The 12,854-nt window shown below is 69.8% G+C and carries 16 protein-coding genes and 1 other RNA gene; 7 read left to right on the top strand and 10 right to left on the bottom strand.

Annotated features, from left to right (window positions below; translation table 11 throughout):
• Positions 1-351, top strand: coding sequence for a hypothetical protein (locus OXQ95_RS06955; RefSeq protein WP_267380948.1), 351 nt, complete (start codon positions 1-3; stop codon positions 349-351).
• 72 nt (positions 352-423) lie between these two features.
• On the opposite strand, the gene OXQ95_RS06960 is transcribed toward OXQ95_RS06955, so the two are convergent.
• Positions 424-864 (bottom strand): host attachment family protein, encoded by a 441-nt coding sequence (locus OXQ95_RS06960; protein ID WP_267380949.1) that lies wholly within the window; start codon positions 862-864, stop codon positions 424-426.
• A 96-nt stretch (positions 865-960) separates the two neighbouring features.
• Here OXQ95_RS06960 and serS point away from each other — a divergent pair, with 96 nt between their 5' ends.
• The 4 genes from serS to tyrS are packed head-to-tail and all read left to right on the top strand — an operon-like array spanning position 961 to position 5,366.
• The gene (serS, locus tag OXQ95_RS06965; protein ID WP_267380950.1) at positions 961-2,238 is read left to right on the top strand and encodes a serine--tRNA ligase; all 1,278 of its coding nucleotides are present in this window, start codon (positions 961-963) and stop codon (positions 2,236-2,238) included.
• The gene (surE, locus tag OXQ95_RS06970; protein ID WP_242097032.1) at positions 2,238-3,008 is read left to right on the top strand and encodes a 5'/3'-nucleotidase SurE; all 771 of its coding nucleotides are present in this window, start codon (positions 2,238-2,240) and stop codon (positions 3,006-3,008) included. The genes serS and surE overlap by 1 nt, the downstream gene beginning before the upstream one ends.
• A gap of 10 nt (positions 3,009-3,018) precedes the next feature.
• The gene (locus OXQ95_RS06975) at positions 3,019-4,119 is read left to right on the top strand and encodes a M23 family metallopeptidase (protein ID WP_267380951.1); all 1,101 of its coding nucleotides are present in this window, start codon (positions 3,019-3,021) and stop codon (positions 4,117-4,119) included.
• 32 nt (positions 4,120-4,151) lie between these two features.
• Positions 4,152-5,366, top strand: coding sequence for a tyrosine--tRNA ligase (tyrS, locus tag OXQ95_RS06980; RefSeq protein ID WP_267380952.1), 1,215 nt, complete (start codon positions 4,152-4,154; stop codon positions 5,364-5,366).
• 38 nt (positions 5,367-5,404) lie between these two features.
• Here tyrS and OXQ95_RS06985 read toward each other — a convergent pair whose 3' ends face one another.
• The 8 genes from OXQ95_RS06985 to OXQ95_RS07020 form a co-directional block, all read right to left on the bottom strand.
• Positions 5,405-5,728 carry a YbaB/EbfC family nucleoid-associated protein gene (locus OXQ95_RS06985; RefSeq protein ID WP_242097029.1) on the bottom strand — a complete coding sequence of 108 codons (324 nt, stop codon included), beginning with the start codon at positions 5,726-5,728 and terminating at the stop codon, positions 5,405-5,407.
• On the bottom strand, positions 5,725-7,371 hold the full coding sequence (locus tag OXQ95_RS06990; protein WP_267380953.1) for a DNA polymerase III subunit gamma/tau: 1,647 nt from the start codon (positions 7,369-7,371) through the stop codon (positions 5,725-5,727). The genes OXQ95_RS06985 and OXQ95_RS06990 overlap by 4 nt, the downstream gene beginning before the upstream one ends.
• A gap of 109 nt (positions 7,372-7,480) precedes the next feature.
• Positions 7,481-7,578: signal recognition particle sRNA small type (gene ffs / locus OXQ95_RS06995), an RNA gene on the bottom strand.
• A gap of 72 nt (positions 7,579-7,650) precedes the next feature.
• Positions 7,651-7,851 carry a hypothetical protein gene (locus tag OXQ95_RS07000; protein WP_242097027.1) on the bottom strand — a complete coding sequence of 67 codons (201 nt, stop codon included), beginning with the start codon at positions 7,849-7,851 and terminating at the stop codon, positions 7,651-7,653.
• 39 nt (positions 7,852-7,890) lie between these two features.
• Positions 7,891-8,142, bottom strand: a complete 252-nt coding sequence (locus OXQ95_RS07005; protein ID WP_267380954.1) for a hypothetical protein — start codon at positions 8,140-8,142, stop codon at positions 7,891-7,893.
• A 95-nt stretch (positions 8,143-8,237) separates the two neighbouring features.
• Entirely contained in the window at positions 8,238-8,537 is a 300-nt protein-coding gene (locus OXQ95_RS07010; protein ID WP_242097025.1) for a 2Fe-2S iron-sulfur cluster-binding protein, read from the bottom strand.
• Positions 8,534-9,598 carry a cysteine desulfurase family protein gene (locus tag OXQ95_RS07015; RefSeq protein ID WP_267380955.1) on the bottom strand — a complete coding sequence of 355 codons (1,065 nt, stop codon included), beginning with the start codon at positions 9,596-9,598 and terminating at the stop codon, positions 8,534-8,536. Before OXQ95_RS07015 ends, OXQ95_RS07010 begins: the two co-directional genes overlap by 4 nt.
• Positions 9,595-10,560 (bottom strand): aminotransferase class V-fold PLP-dependent enzyme, encoded by a 966-nt coding sequence (locus OXQ95_RS07020; protein ID WP_267380956.1) that lies wholly within the window; start codon positions 10,558-10,560, stop codon positions 9,595-9,597. Before OXQ95_RS07020 ends, OXQ95_RS07015 begins: the two co-directional genes overlap by 4 nt.
• Before the next feature lie 128 nt (positions 10,561-10,688).
• On the opposite strand from OXQ95_RS07020, the gene OXQ95_RS07025 reads away from it, so the two are divergent.
• Both OXQ95_RS07025 and OXQ95_RS07030 read left to right on the top strand, forming a co-directional pair.
• Entirely contained in the window at positions 10,689-11,345 is a 657-nt protein-coding gene (locus tag OXQ95_RS07025) for an alpha/beta hydrolase (RefSeq protein WP_267380957.1), read from the top strand.
• A gap of 132 nt (positions 11,346-11,477) precedes the next feature.
• Positions 11,478-11,891 carry a hypothetical protein gene (locus tag OXQ95_RS07030; RefSeq protein ID WP_267380958.1) on the top strand — a complete coding sequence of 138 codons (414 nt, stop codon included), beginning with the start codon at positions 11,478-11,480 and terminating at the stop codon, positions 11,889-11,891.
• On the opposite strand, the gene OXQ95_RS07035 is transcribed toward OXQ95_RS07030, so the two are convergent.
• Complete coding sequence (locus OXQ95_RS07035; protein ID WP_267380959.1) at positions 11,858-12,829, bottom strand: pyridoxal-phosphate dependent enzyme; 972 nt, start codon at positions 12,827-12,829, stop codon at positions 11,858-11,860. The genes OXQ95_RS07030 and OXQ95_RS07035 overlap by 34 nt on opposite strands.
• Between the last annotated feature and the right edge of the window lie 25 nt (positions 12,830-12,854).

The following is a 12,854-nucleotide window of genomic DNA, read 5'->3' on the forward strand; positions in this document are numbered from 1 at the left end:
GTGTCGTCGTCGGGAAGCGGTTCCTCGTCGGGCAGTTCCAGTGGTTCGTCGTCCGGCAGTTCGAGCGGTTCTTCCTCGGGAAGCTCGAGCGGGTCGTCGTCGACCTCGTCGGGCTACAGCTCCAGCAGCAATGGCTGGAACAGCAATGGCGGCTGGAGTTCCAACGGCAGCTCCTCCTCCTACGGCGGCAGCTCGAACGGCGGCAGCAGTTCCTATGGCGGCAGCACCGGCTCCAACGGCGGACCGCCGGCGCCGGTGCCGGCTCCCCCCATGGTGCTGCTGTTCGGTGCGGCCGCCGCCGCACTCGTCGCGCGTCGCCGCTTCGCACGGCCGGCCGCCACGGCTGGCTGAACGCCGGTACCACGGACACGAAAAAGGGGCTCGCAACCGCAAGGTCGCGAGCCCCTTTTTTCGTCGGACCGATCAGGCTTCGAGGAGCGCCTTCTCGATCTCGGCGATGGGATGGTTGGTCAGGTCCTTGGCCAGTTCGCCGGCGAGCCGGTCGCTGACCTCCTTGTGGTAGTGTTTGCGCATCTCGCCCAGCGTGCGCGGCGGGGCGACCACGATCAGCGATTCGAACTCGTGCGCCAGCGCGCGCCGCTTGAGCAGGTCGGTCGCGTCAGCCGCGAAGCGATCCTCCTCGATCTGGTGGAAATCGGTATCGCCCATGGCGCTGCCGGCGCCCGTCTGCGACGCCGATTTGCGTCCCGCCGGCGCGGTCAGCGCATCGCGGTTCGCGGTATCTTCCTGTTCGACGGCGCGCTCGACGACCAGATTGGGATTAGCCACGTCTCCCTCGTTGCGCAGAAACAGCATCTTGCGCCCATCGGCGACGAGAACGACGGAATTATGGGGCATCTTCATGGGGGCATCTCCATCATCGGCTAACGGTATGACCACCAACGATCGCGCCGCCCCGCGGGTTGCGCCGCTCCCGCCGCCCCGCCATAGCCTCACGCCATGCACGATATCCGAGCGATCCGAGACGATCCCGCCGCCTTCGACGCCGCGCTCGCCCGCCGTGGCCTTCCGCCGCAAGCCGCTTCGCTGCTCGCCATCGACGAGCGCCGGCGCGAGTCGATCGCCGCCGCGCAGGAAGCGCAGACCCGGCGCAACGAACTGTCCAAGCAGATCGGCCAGGCCAAGGCGCAGAAGGACGAGGTCCGTGCCGAGGCACTGATGGCCGACGTGGCCGCGCTGAAGATGCGGCTGCCGCAGCTCGAAGAGGACGAACGTGCCGCGGCCGCCGAGCTCGACACGCGGCTGGCCGCGATCCCCAACCATCCCGCCTCCGACGTGCCCGAGGGCACGGACGAGGAGGATAATGTGCTGGTGCACCATTGGGGCACACCGCGGACGTTCGATTTTCCGCCGCGCGAGCACGACGCCATCGCCCCTGCGCTCGGCATGGATTTCGACACCGGCGTGGCGCTGGCGGGCGCACGCTTCACGCTGCTGCGCGGCGGCATGGCGCGGCTCAGCCGCGCGCTCGGCCAGTTCATGCTCGATCGGCTGGTGAACGATTACGACTTCGAGGAAGTGTCGCCGCCGCTGCTCGTGCGCGACGAGGTGGCGTTCGGGACGGGCCAGTTGCCCAAATTCGCCGAGGACCTGTTCCGCACCACCGATGGCCGCTGGCTGATCTCGACCGCGGAGATGTCGCTCACCAACATGGTCCGCGAACGGATCATGGCCGAAGCCGAACTGCCGCTGCATTTTGCCGCGCTCACGCCCTGCTTCCGCTCGGAAGCGGGCTCGGCCGGGCGCGACACGCGCGGGCTGATCCGCCAGCACCAGTTCGAAAAGGTCGAGATGGTCTCGATCACCACTCCCGAGGCATCGGACGCCGAACACGACCGGATGACGCGGATCGCCGAAGGCGTGCTGGAGGCGCTGGATCTCCCCTATCGCCGCATGCTGCTGTGCACCGGCGACCTGGGCTTCTCGATGGCGCGCACCTTCGATCTGGAGGTGTGGCTGCCCGGCCAGCAGCGGTATCGCGAGATTTCGAGCTGCTCCAACGGCACCGATTTCCAGGCGCGCCGGATGAGTGCGCGCTACCGGGCGGAGGGCGAAAAGGCGACGCGCTTTGTCCACACGCTCAACGGATCGGGCCTCGCGGTCGGCCGCACACTGGTCGCGGTAATCGAGAATTATCAACAGGCCGACGGCTCCGTCGTCGTCCCCGACATCCTGCGGCCCTATATGGGCGGCCTCGAACGGTTGGAACCACGCTGATGCGCATCCTGCTCACCAACGACGATGGCTATCACGCACCCGGCCTCAAGATCCTGGAGGCGATCGCCGCCAAATTCTCGGACGATCTGTGGGTGGTGGCGCCGGCCGAGGAGCAGTCGGGCACCGGCCATTCGCTCACCCTCACCCGCCCGCTCCGGATCCGCCGCTTCGACGATCGCCGCTTCGCCGTGGCGGGCACGCCGACCGACGCCGTGATGCTGGCGCTGGCGCAGATCATGAAGGATTCGCCGCCCGATCTGATCCTGTCGGGCGTCAACCGCGGCGCCAATCTGGCCGAGGACGTCACCTATTCGGGCACGGTCTCGGCGGCGATGGAGGGGGCGCTCGCCGGGGTTCGCTCGATCGCGCTCAGTCAGCTCTATAGCCGCGAGGGGCTGGGCGATGCGGTGCCGTTCGATACCGCCGCCGCTTGGGGCGAGCGCGCCTTGGCGCCACTGATCGATGCGCCGCTGGCGCCCCGAACGCTCGTCAACATCAACTTCCCGGCCAAGCCCGCCGAATCCGTCAAGGGCATCCGCATAGCCCATCAGGGCTTTCGCGATTATGGCCGTTTGCGGATCGTGACCAACACCGATCCGCGCGGCTATCCCTATCACTGGTTCTCGATGGGCGAGACGGAATCGACGCCGTCGCCCGACACCGATCTCGCCGCCGTAGCGGAGGGCTATGTCTCCGTCACGCCGCTGCATCTCGACCTGACGCATGCCGCATCGCTTGCTATGCTGCACCAGGCTTATGGGCTTGGGTGAGGAGCGCACGATGCGGCGATCGGGGCTGGCACTGGCGGCGGTGGCAACGCTCTCCGCCTGTATTCCCAGCGTCGATCCGCCCTATCGCGGCGAACGGCCACAACAGCGGCTGCCCGATCGCGAGACGCGCGATTCGGGCCCGCCCCCCGAGCCGCCCTATGATCGGGCATCGCGCATCGACGAGCCGCAGGTGGTCAAGCTGGCCGCACCGCGCCCGGCCTGGGAGTCGCGGCCCGTGGCGGCCGATGCCCGCACGATCGCGGCGTCCACCTATATCGTGAAGCCGGGCGACACGTTGCGTCGCGTCGCCGATGTGACCGGCGCCGGATCGGAGGCCATCGCGCGCACCAACGACCTGCCGCCGCCATTCACGATCCGCGCCGGGCAGCGGCTCACGATCCCGGCCGGGCGTTACCATCTGGTGCGGCAGGGCGAGACCGGCATCGCGATCGCACGCGCTTACGGCATCGAATGGTCGCGGATCGTGGCGGCGAACGTGCTCGAGGAACCCTATACGCTGCGCGTCGGCCAACGGATCGTCATTCCGGGCGGCGAGGACGGACGAACGCCCAGCCGAGCGGAGCGCGCCGCCGCGTTCAAGCTCGACGTCGACGACATCCTGACCGGCGGCGAGCCCGCGCTCGCCAGCAACCAGGCGCCCGCCCGCCCCGCGCCCACCCCCTCGCGCGTGCTGCCCGCGACCGCCGTCGTGGTCGCACCCGCGCGGCTGAGCGGCGGCTTCCTGTGGCCGGTGGACGGGCGCGTGGTGAAGCGCTTCGGCCCCGGTGCCAGCGGCGAGCGCAACGACGGGATCAAGATCGCCGTGCCCGTATCGACGCCGATCCGGGCGGCGGCGGACGGCGTGGTCGCCTATGTCGGCGACGGCATCGCGGCGCTCGGCGGGCTCGTCATCATCAAGCATGGCGACGGGTGGACCACCGTCTATGGCCATGCCAGCAAATTGCTCGTGCGGCGCGGCCAGAGCGTGAGGCGCGGCGAGACGATCGCCTTGTCGGGCGACACCGGGTTCGCGGATCGCCCCGAACTCCATTTCGAGCTCCGCAAGGGCCGCACTCCGGTCGATCCGCTCGGGCAATTGCCCCGGACGTGACGCGTGCGGGGGTGCATGCTAACCGGCCGCGCATGACCTACCAGTCCGATCTGCTCACCACGCTCGCCACGCGCGGCTATGTCCACCAGATGACCGATGCGGCCGCGCTCGACGCGCTCGCGGCGCGGCAGATCGTGCCCGGCTATATCGGGTTCGATCCCACCGCGCCCTCGCTCCATGTCGGCAGCCTGGTTCAGATCATGCTGCTCCGCCGGCTTCAGCAGAGCGGCCACAAGCCGATCGTGCTGATGGGCGGCGGCACCGGCAAGATCGGCGATCCGAGCTTCAAGGACGAGGCGCGCAAGCTGCTCGGGGAAGACGGGATCGCCGCGAACGTCGCCTCGATCCGCCGGATCTTCGAACGCTTCCTCGTCTTCGGCGACGGCCCGACCGATGCGGTGATGCTCGACAATGCCGAATGGCTCGACGCGCTGGAATATATCCCGTTCCTGCGCGACGTGGGCCAGCATTTCTCGGTCAACCGGATGCTCGCCTTCGATTCGGTGAAGCTGCGGCTCGATCGCGAGCAGTCGCTCAGCTTCCTCGAATTCAACTACATGATCCTCCAGGCGTACGACTTCCTCGAACTGTCGCGTCGCGCCGGATGCCGGTTGCAGATGGGTGGCAGCGATCAATGGGGCAATATCGTCAACGGCATCGAACTCGCGCGGCGGATGGACGGCACCGAGGTGTTCGGCGTCACCACCCCGCTCATCACCACTGCGGACGGTGGCAAGATGGGCAAGACGATGGCGGGCGCGGTCTGGCTCCACGAAGACCAGTTGCCGCATTTCGATTACTGGCAATTCTGGCGCAACACCGACGACCGTGATGTCGGCCGTTTCCTTCGCCTCTTCACCGATCTGCCGCTCGACGAGATCGCACGCCTGGAGGCGCTGCCCGGCGCCGAGATCAACGCCGCCAAGATCGTGCTGGCGAACGAGGCCACCACGATGTGCCGTGGCCGTGCCGCCGCGGAGGCCGCCGCGGAAACCGCACGGCGCACCTTCGAAGAGGGTGCATCGGGCGAATCGCTGCCGACGGTCGCGGTCGACGCCGGCCTGCCGATCGTCGCCGTGCTCGTCGCGATCGGCTTCGCCGCATCGAACAAGGAGGCCAAGCGCAAGATCGACGAGGGCGCGGTGCGCCTCAACGACGTCCGCGTCGCGGGCTATGACGCGATCGTCGCGCCCGGCGACAAGATCGGCTTCGGCAAGAAGCTGCACGGCATCGCCGTCGTCGGCTGATCCCGTTCCCCCGGCCCGCGCCGGGGGAACGGGCACGATCAGAACGGCAGCTTGAAGCCCGGGGGCAGCGGCAGGCTGCTCGACATCTTCGCCATCTCGGCGCTGGAGGCCGCGTCGGCGCGCGCGCGGGCGTCGTTGAACGCCGCGACCACCAGATCCTCCAGCATCTGCTTTTCCGCCGGCACGATCAGCGAATCGTCGATCGACAGGCCGATGATCCGCCCCTTCGCCGACGCCTTCACGCGGACGAGCCCGCCGCCCGCGACGCCTTCGACCTCGATCGTGTCGAGATTGTCCTGCGCCTTGGTCAGTTCGGCCTGCACATTCTGCGCCATGGCCATGATGTCTTCGAGATTGTTCACTGTACGCTCCGTCTTGGGGACCAGTCTTCGAGCACGGCATCGGGGAAAGCCGCGAACGCCGCGCGCACGATCGGGGTGTCGAGCACCGCCTGCCGCTCCGCTTCGGCCACGGCGTCGCGCTGCTCCTTGAGCGTCGGTTCACCGGGCACGTCGTCGAAGCCAAGCTTCCACGCCTGCCCGGTAACCTGACGCAGCACCGCGATCAGTTCGGATAGCGTATCCGCCGCCATCGGGCGACTGCCGCTGAAGACGATCTCGGGCGGCGCATAGCGGACCACCCGCGCGCCGTTGAACAGGCGGGCCGACAGCGCCAGCGCGCCATGCGCGTCGAGATCGGCGACGAGCTGTTCGAACGTCGCGGGCAGCACGGGGCCGGCGGCCACCGGCGCGGCGATCGCGGGCGCCGCCGCAGCCGGCAGGGCGGCCGGCGCCGACGATGGCGCTGCGCCGCTCGCGATCGCGCGCGCGAGTTCGCCGGGATCGGGCAGCGACGAGGCATGGATCGCGCGCAGCAACGCCATCTCCGCGGCCTCGATCGGCAACGCGGCGCGCGCCACCTCGTCATGCCCCTTCAGGAACAATTGCCACAGCCGGTGAAGCGCGGGGAAGGACAGGCGCTCCGCCCATCCGGCATGCGCGGCGCGCTCCTCGGCGGCCTGCGTCACGTCGGGTGCCGTGCCGATCTTGGCGAGGGTGACGCCGTGCACCGTCTCCAGCAGGGCGCGCAGCACCGACAGCGGGTCGACGCCATAGTCATATTGCCGCCGTAGCGAGTCGAGCGCCGCCAGCGAATCGCCCGCGAGCACCAGCCCCAGCAGATCGCGCACCGCGCCGCGATCGGACAGGCCGAGCATCGCGCGCACCGCCTCGGCAGTGACGCCGCCGCCCTCCAGCCCGGCATGCGCGATCGCCTGATCGAGGATCGACAGGCCGTCGCGTGCTGACCCTTCCGCCGCGCGGGCGATCAGCATCAGCGCCTCGGGTTCGGCGACGACGCCTTCCTCCGTCGCGACCGCGAGGAAATGCGCCGCGAGCATCTCCGCCGGAATTCGGCGCAGATCGAAGCGCTGGCAGCGCGACAGGACGGTCACGGGCACCTTGTTCACCTCGGTGGTGGCGAACAGGAACTTCACGTGCGGCGGCGGCTCCTCCAGCGTCTTCAGCAACGCGTTGAACGCGTTCTTCGACAGCATGTGGACTTCGTCGATGATGTAGATCTTGAAGCGCGCGGTCACCGCGGCATAGCGCGAGGCGTCGATGATCTCGCGTACGTCGTCGACGCCGGTGTGGCTCGCGGCGTCCATCTCGATCACGTCGATGTGACGGCCCTCCGCGATCGCGCGACAGGGTTCGCAGGCGCCGCAGGGGTCGATCGTCGGGCCGCCCTGCCCGTCCGGGCCGACGCAGTTCAGCGCCTTGGCGATCAGCCGCGCGGTGCTCGTCTTGCCCACGCCGCGCACGCCGGTCATGAGGAAGGCGTGCGCCAGCCGGTCGCGCTTGATCGCGTTGCCGAGCGTGCGCACCATCGGCTCCTGACCGATCAGCTGGGAGAAGGTCTGCGGCCGGTATTTGCGGGCGAGCACGCGATAGGCTTCCGCCTTGGGCGGCTGCGGCGGCTCGCCGAGATCGAATGAGTCGGACATCGCGGACGGCATAGCGGCTGGCGCGGGCGCTGTCTAAGTTGGCGAAGGTGCCAAGCAGAGGATCGAAACGGATCGGGCTGATCCGGACCTGTCTGACTACCGTAAGGAGAGCGGTGGGAGCCGGAACGACCCGCGGCGAAATCGTTGCGGCTGCTTCCTTCCGGACCTGACCGGGTTGGCGACGACCACGTCCGCCCGACTCCCGCGCCGCCTATGACGCAACGGTCTGCCGGGTTCAACCCCCGCCCGACCGAAGCCGGGCGGGAGCGGACGAACGCCTCAGCGGCGAACGGTGCGGCAGGTGCGGACGCGGTGATGGTGGCGCCACTGGGTGGTGCACACGCGGCGCGCGGCATGATGGACGCGGTCGTGGCGAACGACGGTGCGCTCGTGGACCACTGTGCGCTGCGCCTGCGCGGCGACGGGGGCGAGCGACGCGGCGGCGGTGAGGCCGGCGATGATGAGGGTCGCGATCTTCATGATATTCTCCTTTGTTTATGGATGGTTATAACGCAGAGTTCAGACGCGGAAGCAGCGACGATGGCCGTAGCGGTAACGGCATACCAGCCGGCCGTGATGGCCGCCGCGCCAGCCGCGATGATAGCCATAGCCGCCGCGACCATGGCCGCCGTCGCGCCAGCCGGGGCCGCCATGGCCATAGCCGCGATCGTCGTGATGGCCGCGATCGTGCCAGCGTTGCGCATCGGCGGGCACCGCCACCACCGTACCGACCGCCAAGGCGCCGGCCGCAAGGATCAGGGACAGTTTCATCTGGCGCTCCTTCGAAGCCCGGAATGGGCATGGCGGTGTAATGCGACAGTGGCACTGCACGTTCCCTGAACACCCCGTTGCCTGCGCGAAAGGCGTCAGGGGATCCGCACGCACAGCCCGTCGAGCGCGGGCGTCAGCCGGATCTGGCAGGCGAGCCGGCTGTGGCGCGTGGCCGATGCGGCGAAATCGATCATGTCCTCCTCGTCCGCGGTCGCCGGCGGCAGCCGCGTGAAATCGGCGGCGGCGACGATCACGTGGCAGGTGGCGCACGCCATCTGGCCGCCGCAAGTGCCCTCCAGCGGCTGGCCCGCGCGCTGCGCCAGCGCGAGCAGCGTCTCGCCGGGCGCCCCTTCCGCGTCGCATGCCGCGCGCCCCTCGAACCGCACGCGGATCATGGCGCGGCCAGGATCGCGTCGATCGCGCGCGCCAGCTCGTCCTCGCCGGTGTAGCGGCCAAAGCCGATCCGGATGCTCGACCGCGCCTCCGCGTCGCCAAGGCCGATCGCGCGCAGCACATGGCTCGGCCGCCCCGAGCCGCTGGCGCAGGCCGATCCAGCCGAAAAGGCGACGTCGCGCAAATCGGACATCAGCCGGTTCACGTCGAGACCCGTACGCCGCACGTTCAGATTGCCGTGGTAGCGCGCGCCGGCTGATCCGTTGAGCCACCAGCCGGCGGCTTCGAACCGTGCCATCGCCAGCGTCCACAGCCGCTCGACATGCGCGGCATCGTCCTCTGCCCGCTCTGCCATCAGCCGCGCCGCCGCGCCGAAGCCCGCGCACAAGGCCGGCGACAGCGTGCCCGACCGGCCGGGCGCCTCCTGCCCGCCCCCATGGAGCAGCGGCGCCAGCGGCGTGCCGTCGCGTACCCACAGCGCGCCCACGCCCTTCGGCCCATGAACCTTGTGGGCGGAAAGCGCGACCAGGTCGCACGTCGGTGGGATCGGCACGCGGCCATAGCCCTGCACCGCGTCGCACAGCATCGTCGCACCCGCGGCGTGCGCCAGCGCCGCCAGCGTCGCGACCGGCTGGATCACGCCGATCTCATTGTTGACCAGCATCGCGGCGACCAGCCCCGTACCCGGCCGGATCGCCGCCGCCGCCGCATCGGCATCGACCAGCCCATCCGCCCCCACGGGCAGCAGCGTGACCGGCCGCCCGCTCGCCGCCACCGTGTCGAGCACCGCGGCATGTTCGGTCGCGAGCGTCACGATCGGGCCGTCGGTGCCCTTGATCGCCCAGTTGAGCGCCTCGGTCGCGCCGCTGGTGAAGGCGGTGCGTCCGCCCGGCGGCAGCAGCGCGGCGACCTGATCGCGCGACACCTCGACGCCGGCGCGCGCCATCCGGCCCGGACGATGCGGCGAATGCGGGTTGGCATGTTGCGATTCGAGCCAGGGCAGCATCGCGGCCAGCGCCTCGGGCGCGAGCGGCGTGGTGGCCTGATAGTCGAGATAGGTCATCGCCGCGCCACCTGTACCCAGGCATCGGCGAAACGCGCCACGTCGTCCGCGGTGGTCGTCCAGCCGAAGCTCACGCGCACCACCTCGGCCGCATCCTCGGCGGCGATCCCCATCGCGGCGAGCACATGGCTCGGCCGCAGGCTACCCGACGAACAGGCGCTGCCCGCCGACACCGCGAAGCCCGCCATGTCGAAGCGGATCAGTTGCGCCGCGGACGACAGGCCGGGCATGCGATAGGCGGCGATCGTGGGGATGCGCGGGCTCGCATCCGCGATCACCATGCCGCCCGCGCCACGCACCGCATCGTCGAGCGCGCCGCGCAACGACGCCATGCCGTCGACCCAGCCGCGCGGCGCCTCCAGCGCGGCGGCGAAGCCCAGCGCGCCCGGCATGTTCTCGGTGCCTGCCCGGTATCCCCGCTCCTGCCCGCCCACCGGCTCGAGCAAGGCGAGATCGCGCACCAGCAGCGCGCCGATGCCGGGCGGCCCGCCGATCTTGTGCGCCGAGACGACGATCAGATCGGCATCGGGCAAGGGATAGCGTCCGGCCGTCTGCGCCGCATCCGCCAGCCATGGCGCCGGCCCGCGATACGCCGGCTGGATCACCCCCGTCTCGCTGTTCGCGCACTGCAACGCCACGATTGCCCCCGCCGGCAGAACCGGTACCGCCACGAGGCCCCGCGCATCCGCCGGCAGCCGCGGCGCATCGGGCGCGGCGCGCAGCACGGCATCATGTTCGGTCGCGCCGACATGGACCGCGCGCCGGCCGCGCAGCGCCAGCGCGATCGCTTCGCTGGCGCCACTCGTCAGGATCACCTCGCCCGTCCAGCCGAGCGCGGCGGCGATCCGCGCGCGGGCGTCCTCCAGCCTCGCCCGCGCGGCGCGGCCCTCGGCGTGCGGCGAGGAGGGGTTGGCCCAGTGCGCCAAGCCGTCCGCCACCGCCACGATCGCCTCGGGTCGCATCGGCGTGGTCGCGGCATGATCGAGGTTGATGCGCAGGGGATCGTTCCAATTGCGAAAATATGGCTCCGGCCTATATAGCGCGGCATCCTGCGGGCTCCACCCGCGCACCCGTTCGTCGCGAGTATTGCATGCCCGAAGTCATCTTTCCCGGCCCCGAAGGCCGTCTCGAAGGCCGTTTTGCCCCCGCCCCGCGCCCGCGCGCGCCGGTTGCGATGATCCTCCATCCGCACCCCTCGTCGGGCGGCACGATGAACAACCGGATCGTTCAGGAACTCTACAAGACGTTCCAGCGCCGCGGTTTCGCGACGCTGCGTTTCAACTTCCGCGGCGTCGGCAAGAGCCAGGGCGTGTTCGACAATGGCGTCGGCGAACTGTCGGACGCGGCCTCGGCGCTCGACTGGGTGCAGAGCTTCCACCCCGAGGCGCAGACCACCTGGGTGGCCGGCTTCGGCTTCGGCGCGTGGATCGGGATGCAGCTCCTCATGCGCCGGCCGGAGATTCGCGGCTTCATCTCGATCGCCCCGCCCGCGAATATGTTCGACTTTACCTTCCTCGCGCCCTGCCCCTCCTCCGGGATCATCATCCAGGGCGAGGCCGACGAGGTGGTGACACCCGGCGCCACGCAGAAGCTGGTCGACAAGCTGCGCACCCAGCGCCACATCACGATTCACCACGACGTCATCCCGAAGGCAAACCACTTCTTCGAGCATGAAATGCCGCAGCTCATGAACAGCGTGGACACCTATCTCGACATGCGCCTGGCGCCGGACAGCCCGATCCGCTGAGCCGCTCGGCACGATAAAGTCCGACTAAATCGCCGTGGGATAACCTAGGTAGGGCGAAGCGCACGCCCATGGTTGACGCCACACGCGTGCCCTGCGCTGGCTGACGGCGGCAATCATGGGCAAGGGTGAAGCGTGTACGAAATCGGCGTCGACGTGCGTTCGGCGATGATCGAGGTGAAGCTGGGCGGCCTGATGACGGCCGTCGAAGTGGCGACCTATGTCGATGAACTGAAACGGCAATTCGTCGCCCACCGGCTGCGCCGCTATGTGATGGTGATCGACGTGACGGATTGCCCCATCCAGCCGCAGGACGTGATCCGCGCGATCGGCGAGCATATGGCGACGATGCCGAAGGCCGCAGCGCTGGCGATCGTCACCGGCGACTCGCTCGTCAAGATGCAGGTCCGGCGGCTGTTCACCCAACCCTATGCGCGGGTGACCCACACGCCGCAGGCCGGGCGGGCATGGGTGTTGCAGGGTGTCGAGCCTGCGGCTTCACCCGCGCCGTCCGGTCATCCCGCACCACCCGCCATCGCGCGCGCATAGCCCGCCACATCGACGTTGCCGCCCGACAGGATGACGAGCATGCCGGGCTCCACCGCCAGCTTGCCCGCAAGCAGCGCCGCCAACGCCACCGCGCCGCCGGGCTCCACCACCAGCCGCAGCCTTTCCGCCGCCCAGCGCTGCGCCGCCGCGGTCTCGTCCTCGCTCACCGCCAACCCTTGCGCACCGCGGCGCGACAGCACGTCGAAGGTCAGCGACGACACGCGCAGCGTCTGGAGCGAATCGCACGCGGTGGGCGGCGGGTTGGCGCTGACCGGCTCGATCCAGCCCGCTTCGAGCGAGCGGCGCATGTCGTCCCAGCCTTCCGGTTCCACCACGGTGATCGCCGAATCGGGGAGCGCCAGCGCCAACCCCGCGGCCAGCCCGCCGCCGCCGCACGGCACCATCACGCGCGTTGGCGAACCCAGCCCGAGCGCCGCCATCTGCGCCGCCGCCTCGATCCCGGCCGAGCCCTGCCCCTCGATGATCCAGGCATCGTCGAAGCTCGGCACCAAGGTGGCGCCCCTGGCCGCGGCGAGGGCGCCGGCGATCGCCTCGCGGCTCTCGGTCGCGCGGTCGTAATCCACCACCTCGGCGCCCAGCGCCAATGTCGCCTCGCGCTTGCTGCGCGGTGCGTCGCTGGGCATCACGATCGTGGCGGCAATGCCGAGCCGCCTCGCCGCCCACGCCACGCCCTGCGCATGATTGCCGCTGGAGAAGGCGACGAGGCCGCGCGCGCGCGCCGCATCGTCCAGCGCGGTCAGCCGGTGCCAGGCGCCGCGGATCTTGAATGCACCGATCGGCTGGAGCGACTCGGCCTTGAACGCGACGGCTATCCCCTTGATCGGCAACACGAAAAGCGGCGTCGGCGGCAGGATCGCGGCGATTTTGGCCGCGGCGTCGCGGACGCCGGCGCGGGTCGCTTGTCGCACAATCGTCACATTTCATCTCCCATCGCGCACAACC

The organism is Sphingomonas sp. GC_Shp_6 (genome assembly GCF_026540835.1).
GTDB lineage: Bacteria > Pseudomonadota > Alphaproteobacteria > Sphingomonadales > Sphingomonadaceae > Sphingomonas.

Bases quoted from the DNA above. Each gene is read 5' to 3' on its own strand.
- serS (WP_267380950.1), top strand. From the start codon at position 961: ATGCACGATATCCGAGCGATCCGAGACGATCCCGCCGCCTTCGACGCC.
- tyrS (WP_267380952.1), top strand. From the start codon at position 4,152: ATGACCTACCAGTCCGATCTGCTCACCACGCTCGCCACGCGCGGCTAT.
- OXQ95_RS07020 (WP_267380956.1), bottom strand. From the start codon at position 10,560: ATGCGACCCGAGGCGATCGTGGCGGTGGCGGACGGCTTGGCGCACTGG.
- OXQ95_RS06975 (WP_267380951.1), top strand. From the start codon at position 3,019: ATGCGGCGATCGGGGCTGGCACTGGCGGCGGTGGCAACGCTCTCCGCC.
- OXQ95_RS06960 (WP_267380949.1), bottom strand. From the start codon at position 864: ATGAAGATGCCCCATAATTCCGTCGTTCTCGTCGCCGATGGGCGCAAG.
- OXQ95_RS07015 (WP_267380955.1), bottom strand. From the start codon at position 9,598: ATGACCTATCTCGACTATCAGGCCACCACGCCGCTCGCGCCCGAGGCG.
- OXQ95_RS07025 (WP_267380957.1), top strand. From the start codon at position 10,689: ATGCCCGAAGTCATCTTTCCCGGCCCCGAAGGCCGTCTCGAAGGCCGT.
- OXQ95_RS07000 (WP_242097027.1), bottom strand. From the start codon at position 7,851: ATGAAGATCGCGACCCTCATCATCGCCGGCCTCACCGCCGCCGCGTCG.
- OXQ95_RS07010 (WP_242097025.1), bottom strand. From the start codon at position 8,537: ATGATCCGCGTGCGGTTCGAGGGGCGCGCGGCATGCGACGCGGAAGGG.
- OXQ95_RS06990 (WP_267380953.1), bottom strand. From the start codon at position 7,371: ATGTCCGACTCATTCGATCTCGGCGAGCCGCCGCAGCCGCCCAAGGCG.
- surE (WP_242097032.1), top strand. From the start codon at position 2,238: ATGCGCATCCTGCTCACCAACGACGATGGCTATCACGCACCCGGCCTC.
- OXQ95_RS07005 (WP_267380954.1), bottom strand. From the start codon at position 8,142: ATGAAACTGTCCCTGATCCTTGCGGCCGGCGCCTTGGCGGTCGGTACG.